This window comes from Pontibacter pamirensis, from assembly GCF_010015475.1.
In the GTDB taxonomy this organism is placed as follows: domain Bacteria; phylum Bacteroidota; class Bacteroidia; order Cytophagales; family Hymenobacteraceae; genus Pontibacter; species Pontibacter pamirensis.
Window position 1 is genome coordinate 152,430 of the sequence record NZ_SSNI01000003.1, and the last position, 14,155, is coordinate 166,584.

The window sequence follows — 14,155 nt, forward strand, 5'->3', positions numbered from 1 at the left end:
TCTTTCGTGCCTTCCACAAGCAGTTCCTTCTTTGTGTTAGAAAAAGAATCCGAAATTCAGCATCAGCAGTTCCTCTTCCTCGCCCACAGTGTAACTTAGCGAAAGTACGGAACGGCCCAGGAAATCCACCCACAAGCCACCGCCGTACCCCGTGTGAAGGCTGCGGAAAAAGGCTTCTTTCGCCTCATCTTCCACGTACACCCTGCCTGCGTCTACTAACCCAAGTATACCGAACTTACCAGGCACGAGGAACAGATTAAAGCCTAAAAGCTGCAGGCGTGCCTCGCCGTTGGCATATACGCTGCTGCGGCCGCCAAAGCGTGTGCGGCGGTAGCCACGCAGGTTCTCCGTGCCGCCCAAGGTGTTGGCTTGGTAAAAGCGATAGTCCCCGAAGTTATGTGCGGCGCCAATCCTACCCGCCCAGGTTACCTGAAACGGGAAATAAGGACTGAGGTAAAACCGGAACTCTGAGCTCAGGTTTGTGTAACTTAGCTGCTCGCCTCCCACCTGCCTGTTGTAGCTGATGGTATTGTACCAGCGCATGCCAATCCGGGGATTAGCCTCTGTACTACCTCCACCGAGCACTTTCATATCGGTGTAAGCCTTGACTCCTACATAGTGCTGCGGGGCAAACTTGCCTTTTTCAGGCTGGTAGGTTCCTTCACGAAGGCGCCCCTTCCTCGCCTCGCTAAGCAGGAAGGACTCCCCCTCAGGCATTGTCACCTGAAACCTGTCATAGGTAGGGCCAATACCTACCCTCAGGAACGCCACCGGGTGTCTGAAAAAAGTTGCACCAAGAGACTGGCGCTCATAGCGCACCCGGTAGTACTCATCACCAAGGACAGGAGCCTGCTCCGTGAGGTTACCTAAACCATAGAAGTTGCGCTGAAACTGCGGCCCCTGCAGGTGGGCATCCAGCGCCAGGTTCCATTCCCCCACCACATCGCGCAGGTCAGCTTTATAGCGCACATCGTGTGAGTTGGTCATGAAGGCGTATTTAGCCTCCAGCAGGTGTTCTGCCGCATGGGGGTATTTCCGGAACCCGTGGGTGCGCAGCAGCAGGCCTGCGCCCAGCAGCAGTCCATCGTCTACGTTATAAGCTGCCGAGAAGCGGGGGGCTACATAGGTAGGCTTGTAATTGTCGCGGTCGTAGAGGTTCACCTCGTCATAAGGCTCTGTCTTGTCCTCTGTCTCGCTGCCAAAGTTAAATACGTTTCCCTCGGCGGTGTCATAGACAAGGGTATACTCTTTCAGGCCGCTCACCTGCGAGGAGTCTACCACCAGGTCTTCGTCTCCCCCGGCAATTATGCGCACCACTATACTCTTGTCCACCTCTCCCGACACGATAAACTCGTCCTGCCCATCCATGCCGTAAAGCCGGATTTCCTTGGTCTCGTCGGTGTAAAAAGTACGGTCGTACAGGGCCTCCAGTATCTCTCCTTCTTTTGAGATTTTATATCCCAGCACCTGCATTTCTTCGTTATTGATGCGTTTGATTTCAAAGCGCTCGTGCTTGTCGCTGCCGGTTATATCGATGTGCTGCACCAGAAAGTCGTAGTATTCCGCTGCGGCCTGCGGTAGTTTGTCTCTTCTAGACATTAACTTCGATGTAATCTCCTCGGCTGACAGTTCGCGTATAGACTCCGGCCACTGCTGCACAGCCTCCTGTATCACCTCATCTGTTATGCTTTGCCTGATGTCCTCAGCGATCCTGAGCCACTCCTGCCTGGTTATTTTAGAGGTAAAGCCCCTATCCAGCGTCAGCCCGTTCAGGTTTAAGCCGATGATGTCCCGGTACTCATGCTCAAAGCTCCGGATATTCCGGATGCCCCACCTGCGTGTAGCCAGCCAGGGCAGGATGCCCTCGGCCTTAAAGAAAGCCTGGTCCCGGTCTTCGGGCACCGGAATATAACGTTTTCCTTTACCTTCTTTCTTCTCTTCTACCCAGCGCCACTGCCCCTCATGTCGGTCCCAGTCGCCGATGAGCATGTCAAACAGCCGGGCCCGCACATACTCTTGCTGGTCTACCTCATTATCGTTGTCCTGCTCCAGTTCTACCAGCAGTTTATCGGTGCCTATCAGGTTCTCGGCGTTGCCCAGGCTGGCAGTTTCCTCATGGTTCTCGTCCGGGTCCTCCTCCAACAGCGCAAGTACATCCCCAAACTCATCCTGGTACTGCCTCAGGTACGGTGTGTTAGGGATATAGACTAACTTCGGGTTTGTATGAAAAACGCCTGCCGCTTCGGCCAGGGGCGGCACAATAAGAGCGCCGTAGGGGTGCTGTGAAGAGATCTGGTCTTGTAGCAGCGTAGACACTGCCGTTTCGCGCAGGAACTCGGGTAGTACCGTAGACGTGCGCTTGTTTACACTGCGCAGCGTATACTCCTTTGCCTCTGGGGTGCGCACCTTCAGCGCGGCTGTTTGCTTACCGCCACCCTTCTGGTACGGCGTCAGACCGCCCAACTCAGTTTTTAAGTCCAGCAGCGGCACCTCTATGGGAGTCGCCCATTCTTCCCGGTAATGACTTCCTACCAGCGTTTCACGCAGCTTGGTGGTCCCATAGGCAGTATTGGCGGCAAGGGTGATAGTGCTGTCGGCGTAGTTGGTGTTATCTGTAATCGGCGGCCTCTCCTTTAGGGGTTCTTTGGCATAAAGCTGTGTTCGGAACGTTACTTCTCCCGTTGCTCCCGTCTTATCTGTCGGCACCCAGAACTCGGCCCACACCTCCCCGTTCTGGTGATAGTTTACCCGCACATAGCCCTTTACAGTCTGCAGGTATGTAGCGGATCCACCTGGCTTTAAATAATCAACTTTACAGCCCGATCCGCTCACTATATGCGGTAGCCCGTTATAATTGAAGTACTCGAGCCCATGCTCGTGCCCAGCTGCGTACGTAATGTTGTCATACCTGGTAAAGATGTCCATCACACCCTCGATATAGGCCTGGTAGCGAGGGTGCGGAATATCCTGCAGGATGCCACCGTACTTTCGTGCAAAGGGATAAATGGAGCCGATAACAGGAAGTGGCATATACATCCAGTCGCGCAGCAAGGTAAGCGGAAAAAGGTGATCTTTGATGGTAAAAAAGCCGCCGTGCTCCCCGCGCGTTATAAGCGGGTGGTGGCCCACCACGAGTACATCCCTGCCCCTGTGCTTTTCGATGACATCTTCCAGTTGCACCAGTAGTTCTTCCTCTGTGGAGGCACCACAGCTACTGTTATCGCCGTAGGGCCTGTTGAAAGGGTGCAGCCACCACTCCGTGTCCAAGGCAATCAGCACCAGGTTATCGCTCAGCATCACCTCATAAGGGCCGGGGCAGCCGTCGCCGGGCACATAGAAATCGCCTCCCACTACAATGTTCTCGTCTGTGAGGTATTCATTCACATAACGCTGCTCACGCGTAACGGCATCCAGCCCCCCGCGCCCGCTGTGGTTCCAGTCGTGGTTACCGGGAATCATGTACTTCTCCCCCTCGTATCCCCGCAAGATATCAAGCTGCGCGTTGAGCCGTTTTTCTGAAATCTCACGGTCATACTTGCCTGGGGGCGGAAGGCCGTTCATGTACACGTTGTCACCGAGAAAGATAGTAGCGCTTTTCGCCCCGGCTGCTTCCATCTGCCGGCGCATGAGCAACATCGAGGGCTCTCCGTTTTCCAGGTCAGGGGCGCCCACATCACCAATCAGGAACACGCTGTACAGCACCTCACTTTCAGGTGCCGGCTTTTCCTGTTGCCAGTTTTGTGCCTGTTTACTGTAATAAGGCTCGAGGGAAACACAGCCCGTAAGGGTAAGGCCCAAAGAAACTTTCCACCCAAAGCGAAAACTCAGTTCCCGCCATTTCTGTAATTTTCTGATCATAAGCTAGAGGCCTTTCTTGTTATACCCATTTTCCCGGTACCCTGGCAAGCATCACTACACTTGCCGGTCAGACACTGACTGGTACCAGGCGACGCTACTTACCTTTTACGCCACCCGCGGAGCAGGTTGCCAGAAGGGCCAGCAGGATGTCTGTTAGCAGGAATGGGAGCCTCCTAGTATTCATGTGCTACATTCACATGACCTGCCGTTGTTTCGCTGGCACACACGCTATTGGCTTCTTCGTTACCTGCTGTTAAAGGTGCCAGTGGGCGCTACAGAGCCACTGGAAGCAGGCTGATGCTGCTTTACGTATTACAAAGACTCCTGTTTCACGCAGGCAAGCGGCGGCACCTCGTCCTGAACAGGCATATGGTAAAAGCTATTGTCGCTGCGTTTGTGGCTTTGGAGGATATCAGGGCTACCACCTGCCCGTTCTCAGGCATGTTTTGAACTCAGCAGGCTCTCTGAAAGATTGATTCTCAGTAGCAGTAACCAGAAACCCATAATTTTTTTTACCGAAGCATGCGGTAGGGAGTCTTCTGTTCAGGCCCAAGCAAAAGAAAAGGTAGCCACAAGCTACCCTCTCCCCCTTCTTACAGACTGGCTCGCGCGAGCCTGCCCGGAGCTTTTACTTCATCAGATTTGCTTCAATACAACTTACTCAAAGCTGACTACCTTTTGCCAATAGGCCCAGTTGGTGCAGGAAGATTGTTCATGTTGTACCATGCCTCTGTTGACCACAAGCTTTTGCCAGTGCTGCTCGTAAAGGTTTCATTATTTAGCCTCACATACACAACATGCTTTGGCTTCATACCTCCTAATTCCAGAAAAACTTTCTTGCGATCCGCTGAGACGTTGATGTTCTTGATATCAAGGGCTTTCTCATCCAGCTTAGGACCACCATACTCAGCTGTAGGCTCATATCGCCATTGCCGGATATTGTAATCAGAGGCCTTGGTGCCAACTCCCTCTTTGAGCGGCTCCGTAAACTCTATCTCTATACCGTTCGGCTTTGCCCGGACAGCCAGCATTTCAAAGGCTGTTTTGTTATTGTAAGTTAGCTTTTGCAACCCGTGTCCCAGCTTACCATAGTGCTGCCAATTTCCAGTGGAGCCAACGCCTCCAATATAGAGGGCGCTATCGGGGCCCCACGCCAGGCGATTCACACCTGCCTCCAGGCCCTGGGTGAATCTGAAAACTGCCCCTTGATAGGCACCATCTACTTTTTCTGCAAAAACCCGTTTGATACCGCCATGCGTCACCTCCCCGTGTAGCATCTGATTTTTGTAAGGCCCCACATTTATTTTCACCGGCTGGCTGGGCGAGTTACCTATTTCATCCTGTGGCAGCCACACAACAGGCAAAGTCTCTTTCATGCCCTCTGTTCCCTTGAAATCAACAGAGCGTGACCCATACCAGGCATTCTCCTGCAGGTGAATGATCTTACTCGCAGGTAGCCAATCCCCCTGGTTGTCGGCGATGAAAATCTCATTGTCTACGCCAAGGCCAATCCCATTAGGCGTGCGCAGGCCACTGGCTATTAAAGAATACGATCCGTCCTCTTTAGATATTTTCAATACCTTGCCCCGGTCCGGGATCTGGGGCTGTGTGCTGGCACCACCAGGATTGATGGCCGTAGCCAGCGTACCATAGAAATACCCGTCCTTGTAAACAAGGCCGAAAGCAAATTCATGAAAATTGGCAGAGACTTTCCAGCCATTTGCTACGGTCTGATACTCATCAATGATGTCATCGTTATTCAGGTCAACCAGTTTGGTCAGTTCCTGCTTCTGCAGCACGTAGATCTCATCATCCACCACCTTCAGCCCCAGGGGCTCGGCCAATCCAAAGGCTATTCTTTTCACCTTGATATCCTCTGGGTTTGTCCCCTGTACACCATCCAAAATATATACTGAGCCCAAAGAATCCCAGGTGCTTACCACCATTCTACCGTCACTCAGGAAGTCCATTCCACCCACTTTTGGCTCAAAGCCCTCAGGTCGGGCCTGTGCCAAGGTAAAACTGGGATGTACTGCCTCTAGTGGGGCAGCATCACCGGGGGTTACGTTGCTGCTGGCAGCAACCGGAGCAGCCTGTGTCTTTTTGATGGAGGCACTGTTGAAGGTGAACACATCCGGTGGCACCACCGCATACTCCGCTGCACCATATGGCCTCCATTGCAAAGAAAGTCCTCTGTCTCCTCCTCCCTGAAAATACTCCACTCTGAAAGGATGTTTTCCAGGTTTAAGAATAATTTCTCCGTCTTTAGGTTCCATCGCGTGGTTACCGCCATGGTCTATTACCAGCTTATCGTCAATAAACAGTCGGGAGCCATCATCACTTACCAACCGGAAATCGATGTTGGTCGTCTCTTTGATATTTAAAATGCCGCTGGCATGTACCACGAAGTTTTTCTGAAGCTCCCCAAACTCCTCATTATTCACGTGAAGTGCATTAACAGTTCCGGAGAAGGTAGGTAGCATTTCATCATTGATCTCCGGGAAGTCATTCACTATATCGCTGAACTGAAAAACGTTTACAGCTATACCTGGCTTCTCTGCATCTTCCTGTGTTGGGCTCACCTGCTGAAAGGAAATCTCAAAAGGGGGTTCAGGCATATATTTGCTGGCATCAACTTCTTCCTTCGGCTCCTCGTTTAGCGACAGGATATAAGAAACCATGGTCGCTGCATCTTCTTTCGGAAGATCAGGATGTGGAGTCATAGGTATAGCACCCCAACTACCGGCACCTCCCTCAATTATCTTGGCTATCAGCTTGGATTTGTTTTCAGGGGTATTTTCATAGCGCTCTGCAATGGCCATATAAGCAGGGCCAACTGTTTTCACATCTTTGTTGTGACATGTATTACAGTCGCTTTTCGCCATCAGGGCAAACACTGCCTCTTCTCCGAAAAGGGACTCACCCGCTACAATGTCAGCTGGCTTGGGAGCCAACACTACAGAAAGGCTTGTTTCCCGGTTGTTATTCAACACAAGGTGACCGCTCACGTCATGAAACTCCCTGTCTCCTGCTTCTTCTGCTGCTTTATTTGACACAATGAACTTCCCGTCGGTCTTGTAGCTGTTTTCAGCAGGAAGTGAGCTCAGGTGCGTCTCTAAGATTACCTGTGCGCCGGAAGGCACACCCGATGTTTCGAACACTCTTTCAAAGCCAACTTGCCCATTAGCTGAGGAGAAAAATTCAGGTCTCTCCACTACTTTAATTCTCTGCCCCTGACTTATTAGCTCATAGTTCAAAGAAACTTTATTATTCTGGATAACGTGCCCCTTATAAACAATTTCCGGAATGGTTTCTTCCCCATTCAATACCACTCTCCAGGGGTTTCCCTCCTCCTCCTGCATGTATGTTATGCCTTTCGTGGTAGGCTGAGGACCATGAGCAGCAGTGTAGACAGGGCCGTCAAAGTTAATGCCTCCGGTCCAGGCTTTGTAAAGCGAGGCTGTCTCGGTGCTATAGGCAACCCATAAACTATCATGCAGCGCTATGCTGAGCATTCTGGGTTTCTGATCTAAAACGGAACGCAACACCCACGCCTCGCGGGGTCTCTCCACCTGTGGCGAGTCGCCGCCAAGCTGTGTAATTTTACTACATGCTCCCGCTCCTAACACGATCACAAACATGGGAACGAGGAATTTGACGTTAAGCTTCATCTATCAATTGGTTATATTGTCTCTTGACTTTGGCAATCTTCCTATTGCTGTAGTTGCTCCAAAGGAGAACTTGCACCTGACTTACAAGCTCCTCCAGCACAATTCAGGCGCTGGTCTTTAGGATAAGTCTAGGTTATTCGAATTTAGGTGTCGGTGCCTGTAATTTCAATGTATTGATTTAAAAGGTAAAAAGCAATCGCTCACTTTACAATGTAATACACTAACAATTAGTATCTTACATTAAGATAACAGTAAAAATAAAGTAATTAAAAAGTAGAGGCTACAGGAGCTTCATTTGCTTGCTGCCGCCCAGTTTTTTATCCTGTTTCGGCCCAGCGCCTAGCCGTTGGCGCTGTAGTGGTGGAAGAAGGGGAAAACTCGAGAACAGACTTCTTGCTTTATGAAAAAGCTCCGCATGCCACATGAACTGCTCCTGCATGGCTGGTATCACAGAACCTTCGTCTCACCTCTTGAAACTTAAGATTTTTATTAAAGCAGCAAGCGGCTCCCTGTAGTTAATTCAAATCTCTGTGCCATGCCAGCATGTTTCCTATAGCTTCTCCGTTTCCTGATAATAGATTTTAAAGTATCTTGCCTGATAAAAGACAGGCAAACAAGATAAAGATCAATCAGCATCACCCCTGAAAGAACCATCATTTATCGTTACGGGCTTGAATACGTAGAGGAGAGAAACATCACATCATGCTGAACGCCCTCATTGCCCTGCTCACCTCGAAGCGGCTAAACCAGATTGAACACTTCAGGCAGCATCCGCACGAAGTGCAAAAGGAGGTGCTTGCTCAACTGGTGCAGCAGGCCCGACAGACAGCCTGGGGAAAGGAACACGGGTACGCTGACATTAAATCTCCTGAGGAGTACCAGCAGCGCGTGCCGGTGTCGGAATATGATGACTTGGCCCCCCACATCAAACGGATGATGCGGGGAGAGGCGAATGTCCTGTGGCCTACCCCGATAAAATGGTATGCCAAATCCTCCGGCACCACCAGCGACAGAAGTAAGTTTATTCCAGTTTCGCAGGAGGCCTTGGAGGACTGTCAGTTCCAAGGAGGGAAAGACCTGATCATGCTCTACCTGGACCGGCACCCCGAAAGTAAGTTCTTTCTGGGAAAAGCCATGTCTGTGGGAGGAACGCTCCAACCAATCGACCAGGAAGAAAGCCCCGCCTACTATGGAGCCATATCGGCCATCATCACCGAAAACCTGCCTGTCTGGGCTGAGCTTAATCGCACTCCACCAAAAGATATAGCTTTTCTGCCATGGGAACAGAAGCTGGATAAGATGGCAGAGCTGGTGGCCAGGCAGAATATCACCAGTATACTAGGCCTACCCACCTGGACGCACGTGTTGCTCGAACGGGTGCTGGAGGTTACAGGTAAGTCTAACCTACTGGAAGTTTGGCCTGACCTGGAGTTTTTTGCGCACGGAGGGGTTGCCTTTGGCCCTTACAGAGAGTTGTTCCGCACACTTCTTCCTTCAGACCAGGTTACTTATATGGATGTATACAACGCATCCGAAGGGTTCTTCGGGCTGCAGGACGGCGCGTGCGAACCAGATGAAATGTTGCTGATGCTGGATTATGGGGTTTACTATGAGTTTGTTCCGCTCGATCAGCATGGAGAGGAAACCCCTCAGGCAGTAGGGCTGGAACAAGTGAAAGTAGGGGAAAATTATGCCGTGGTGATCAGCACTAACGCCGGACTGTGGCGCTACAAGATAGGCGACACCATTCGGTTTACCTCCACTTCCCCCTACCGCTTTAAAATATCCGGGCGCGTGAAACACTTTATGAACGCCTTTGGAGAGGAGCTCATGGTTGAAAACGCCGAACGGGCCATGACCAAAGCCGCCGATGCCACTGGCGCTTTGGTGAAGGAGTTTACAGCTGCACCCGTTTATGTGCAGAACGGCAAAAAGGGACACCACGAATGGGTGGTGGAGTTCATCCGTCCGCCTGAGAATACAGAACACTTTACAGCTGCTTTAGACGAGGCCCTGCGTGAGCTGAACTCTGATTATGACTCTCGCCGCCATCAGAACATGGCGCTTCTGCCCCCTATTCTGCACCAGGTAGCAGAAGGCACCTTTTATAACTGGATGAAGAAAAGGGGCAAGCTTGGGGGGCAGAACAAGGTGCCCCGCCTGTCTAACTCCCGGGAGTTTGTTGAGGAGCTGATGGAACTAGCCATCAGCTAAAAAAGGAGGCCCAAACCTTTTGATGGATTCGAGCCTCCCGCAGTGAAAAAAAGCACATCCTACTGCAATAGTTCGCTTTTTAAAAGAATGTTGCAAGCAAAAACATGCATTCCTTTTGTAGGTGTGTCAGCCGGATTAGTCGCCGTAGTAGGTGTTGTAGTAACCGTACTCGTTATCGTCCAGCATACCATCGGCATTACCGTCCCACTGGCCGAATAGCCCGTCGGTGTACTCTCTTTCGCTCAGCATGTTGTCATCGTCCATGTCCCAGTCCCCGTACCAGGTGGCATCGGCAAAGCCGGTATTAAACTCGTTCTCGTCCAGGATTCCGTCCCCGGTGGTATCCCAGTCTGCCCAGGTCCCATTTTCCATACCCCAGTCATTGGAGGCGGTGTTCCACTCGTTCTCGTCGAGCTGGTTGTCGTTGTTCACGTCCCAGGTGTCGTAGAGGCCGGCGTTATATTCGTTCTGGTCCAGCAGGTTGTCATCGTTGGCATCCCAATCCTCATAATAGTTGTTGGAGGCGAAGGTAGTGTTGAACTCGTTGCTGTCCCATGTGTCTGAGATTACTTCTTCGGTTTCGCCCAACTCTGTTTCGGCCAATCCGCCTTCTTCCACCCCAGTGGTGTTCTCACCAGTGCAGGCAACCATTCCTCCCAGCAGGATAAGGCACAACCCGTTTCTAATTCCTTTTAATACGCTCGTTTCTTTCTTCATATTTCTTCTAGTTTATCGTTTAACATTTAAATTAAAAAGGGCACCTTTCAACAGGCGCTCCCTTAGATGTAAGACTTGTTTATATACCGAAGTAAGTGTTGTAGTACCCGAACTCATTATCGTCCAGTATACCGTCGGCATTACTGTCCCACTGGCCGAAAAGGCCATCGGTGAATTCCCTTTCCCCTAACATGCTGTCGTTATCCAGGTCCCAGTTGTTGAACCACCCGCTGTCGGCAAAGCCGGTTCCGAACTCGTTATTATCCAGAAACCCGTCCCCAGTGGTATCCCACTCTGACCAGGTCTCGTTCTCCAGCCCCCAGTCGTTGGAGGCTGTGTTCCACTCGTTCTCGTCAAGCTGATTGTCGTCGTTCAAGTCCCAGGTGTCGTAGAGGCCGGTGTTGAACTCGTTCAGGTCCAGCAGGATATCGTCGTTAGTATCCCAGTCTTCATAGTAGTCATTGGAGGCGAATGTGGAGTTAAACTCATTGCTGTCCCACGGACCGGTACCCAGATCTGCGTCCGCCCCTGTCGCACAGGCAGCCATACCCGCCGCCAGTAGCAGACTGAGCCCTTTTACGGACCACTTCCTGATGTTTGTTCTGTTTTCTTTCATAGCTATTAGATTAGGTTAACATGTGTTCCTGTTTTGTTGTGTTAGCAAAAAGACCAGGGAGAATTCCTGCAGGGTAGTTCCTGAAAAGCCCTGTCCCCCATCTTTCTCCACATGTATTATTTTGCCATTTTCATAGTCGGAAATCTTAAGTTTTATTTAACTTTTATTATACATACCTGCTCTATACTTACGGTTACTGCTGCACATCGTTCAATAAAAAAAAATTTAAGTAGTTGTAAATTAACAGAATACATGAAATAAAATAAAACAATGCGGCCGAACATGTGCAACAATTAGGCTATAAGAATTTGCAAGTTTGAACTATCAGTTGATAACTGAGACAGGAGGGAAACCGGCGAAAAGAGGATCACAGAGGGATATCAGCATGGTTTAGGCCTGATGCTTATTGTAAGCAAACCCTCCCCGGGGGAATGAGTAAAACCAAAGGCCGTCTTCCCAAGTGTGGCAGAGAACTTGTTTAAGACAATGAAGATTGAAAAGGTATACTACCACAATTTCGCCACCATAACAGAGGCAAAGATAGCCATCTTCGGGTACACCGAAGGCTTCTTTAACTGAAAAAGGAGGCTTTCAGCCTTGGGCTACCGGCCCCCTTGCCAGTATGAAGAATGGTCACACCAACAAATTGTGACTGCCGAAGAAAAAGCCTCTAATACACTATTGCAATTCCACTGTTGTTATGACATGGGACAAGCTGAAGATGACGCTTCCGATGGGCGTTTAGCATAAATATTATAAGGAATTCAGGGTAAAAGCAGTAGCCCTGGACAAGAAGCAAGATGCTAGTCCAGGGCTATTTTAGCTCTTGCGGCGCTTAGGGTACAATTGTGCAGCAGCCATGTGGCAGGGTGACATGTTCTTGCTTATGCACTCACTTCTTGCTGACCTTCCAGAGTACCCCTGTAAAAGGGTGAGCGCTCATGCCGCTGGAGTTGAACTCCACTATCCCAAAGTCCACGATGTACAGCTCCCCGTTCCGGCTCCACTCCAGCTGAATAGGACGCTCCAGGCCACCAGCGTTTTGAGTAGCAGAGGCGGGGACCCTGCTTTCGTTGTATATGTAGTCATACGCATTGCCTGTGACCAGCTCTACCCGTTGCACCTTGAAGCCGGGCCAGTTGTAGGAAACGCCGGGAGGCGCATTCTCTTCTGCTGTGGGCACCTCCTTGGGGAAGTTGGGGTGGTATTTCTCTCCCTTGAAGAAAGGGATGATGGCCCCAAACTCTGCGACAAGTATATCGCTTTCCGCTACCCCGAAGCCTTCCCTACCGAACACCATTCCTTCGGCTGCGCTATGCACGGGCAGCAGTGCAATAGGCTGAACAGGCCTCTCTTTTCCATTCAGGAGCTTGCGGTGCGTCTCTTCGGTCAGAGCAAACTTTCGCACCTCGTCTTTGTACTCAAAGCGCTCATCTGTGATGGGAATGCCGCTGTAGAAGTCCGGCCAGCCGTACCATTCCCCCTCCTTCACCTCATATACCTGCTCATAATCAAAGTAGAGGCCGCGCGGGGGCATGGGGTTGGCGCTGTTCATGGTGGTGATGAGCCTTCCGTCGGGTGAGAAACGGTACCCAAAGCTGGAGCGGAATCCCCAGGCTATCCTCTTCAAGTCCGTTCCGTCAGGGTTCACGCTGTAGAAAGCGCCGTTGCAAACCTCCTGCCCCTCAATCACCTGCCCATACTCTGTTACCGTGCCTAAGGATACATAAACCCCTGTCAGCACAGAGTCTTTGTTCACACTCTTCATCCCCTTTGTAGGTACCCAATAGTTCAGCCCTGTCAGCACCACATCCTCCCCCGGTATTTCACGCGCTTGCGGCTTGTTAAAGATATCCATCACGCTTGTCCAGTGCTTTTCCGGCACGCCGGTGTTACCTTGAGTGGACAGGAAGAAGTACATTTTGCCGTCTTTGAAGATAGGCTTTGCGTTCAGGAATTCCCCCCAGGAGGGAAGCCCATCGACAATGGTTTTGAACTCGCCTGTCTGAAGGTCATATGAGGAGTAGCGGGACCTGTGCGAGACGTAGAGTTTCCCTTCATGATGCGTGACGCCCGTAACAGGAGGAATCAGCCCCTCGGGAAGCTTCCCCTTTGTCGGGAAAGAGACGTTCTTTATCACATCCACCGGTACCACCTTGTCATACACCACTTCCCATTTCCCGTCCTCCGTGAGCCTCATGATGCGGGCGCTTGGGGCCTTCTCAGGTTTTGTGCCGTACGTGTGTCCCCCCGCTTCGGCGATATAGACGCTGCCCTCGTCATCAAAAGTAACGTCCACAGGATAGGTCAGCCCCTGTGATACGGCCTCTATTTTAAGCCCTTCCGGCACCACGACATCCTCCGGCCTCACCTTTCGCGTGTTCTCGGGTGTGCCGGATGTTTCAGTGACTCCTTTGGTGTTGTTAGGCTGGTCCTGGATTCCAGTATTAGCGGTTGCGTCAGTCCCCGCGTTTCCTGCTTTGTTTCCCCCGGATGAGGTGCAGCCTGTTTGAAGAGCCAGGAGCAGAAAAAGACTGGCAAGAGCAGACAAGTAATGTTTAGTTTTCATAGGTATATAAAAAGAAAAATAGCTTTGCAGTGGGTAGAGCGTCAGCAACTGCCGTACTACCTCCTTTAGAACAGCCTGCCCTGATTTGCTCATTTAGGCCAAACACTGTGGCGATTGCAGACACCTTTACTTTCAGGCCCTTTGTACCTCTACACCTATACTTGCTTGTTCAACGGCACGAATTTTCCTCTCTTTTCTGTCTGGTCTCAAGGCTGTTCATTACACTGTGTACTCTTATTAACTGACTTCGGTTTTACCTTGTGCCCGAGAGAAACCGGGCTCACAACTTTTATTAAACCTTTAGCACATTGCACTGCGTACGTGCTGTGTTTTTGAACTTGCTACCTTTAAAACGAGGCCTTTGATAGGCATATTTATTTAAAGTATTAAATTTGACTATAATGGCTAGAGGCGTATTTGACGTCTCCTTCAAGCGGATGACCATTGACCCCTCCTGTGCGAGGGGATCGGTAAAAGATGTAGCCGATGATCTGGACATAGACCCTGCCT

Annotated in this window: 6 protein-coding genes; 1 reads left to right on the plus strand and 5 read right to left on the minus strand. The window is 50.8% G+C overall.

The genetic code is table 11. The annotated features are described in order from the left end of the window. Positions 1-36: 36 nt before the first annotated feature. Entirely contained in the window at positions 37-3,858 is a 3,822-nt protein-coding gene (locus E1919_RS04810; protein ID WP_162052222.1) for a BamA/TamA family outer membrane protein, read from the minus strand. 671 nt (positions 3,859-4,529) lie between these two features. Continuing rightward, on the minus strand, positions 4,530-7,529 hold the full coding sequence (locus E1919_RS04815; RefSeq protein ID WP_162052223.1) for a PA14 domain-containing protein: 3,000 nt from the start codon (positions 7,527-7,529) through the stop codon (positions 4,530-4,532). Positions 7,530-8,231: 702 nt separating this feature from the next. Here E1919_RS04815 and E1919_RS04820 point away from each other — a divergent pair. After that, positions 8,232-9,743, plus strand: coding sequence for a GH3 auxin-responsive promoter family protein (locus E1919_RS04820; protein ID WP_162052224.1), 1,512 nt, complete (start codon positions 8,232-8,234; stop codon positions 9,741-9,743). Between the two features lie 135 nt (positions 9,744-9,878). Here E1919_RS04820 and E1919_RS04825 read toward each other — a convergent pair whose 3' ends face one another. The 3 genes from E1919_RS04825 to E1919_RS04835 form a co-directional block, all read right to left on the minus strand. Beyond that, positions 9,879-10,460, minus strand: coding sequence for an EF-hand domain-containing protein (locus tag E1919_RS04825; protein WP_162052225.1), 582 nt, complete (start codon positions 10,458-10,460; stop codon positions 9,879-9,881). 79 nt (positions 10,461-10,539) lie between these two features. Then, positions 10,540-11,076, minus strand: a complete 537-nt coding sequence (locus E1919_RS04830; RefSeq protein WP_162052226.1) for an EF-hand domain-containing protein — start codon at positions 11,074-11,076, stop codon at positions 10,540-10,542. An 892-nt stretch (positions 11,077-11,968) separates the two neighbouring features. Beyond that, positions 11,969-13,645: a PQQ-dependent sugar dehydrogenase family protein gene (locus E1919_RS04835; protein ID WP_162052227.1), complete on the minus strand. Its 1,677-nt coding sequence runs from the start codon at positions 13,643-13,645 to the stop codon at positions 11,969-11,971. Positions 13,646-14,155: the final 510 nt, after the last annotated feature.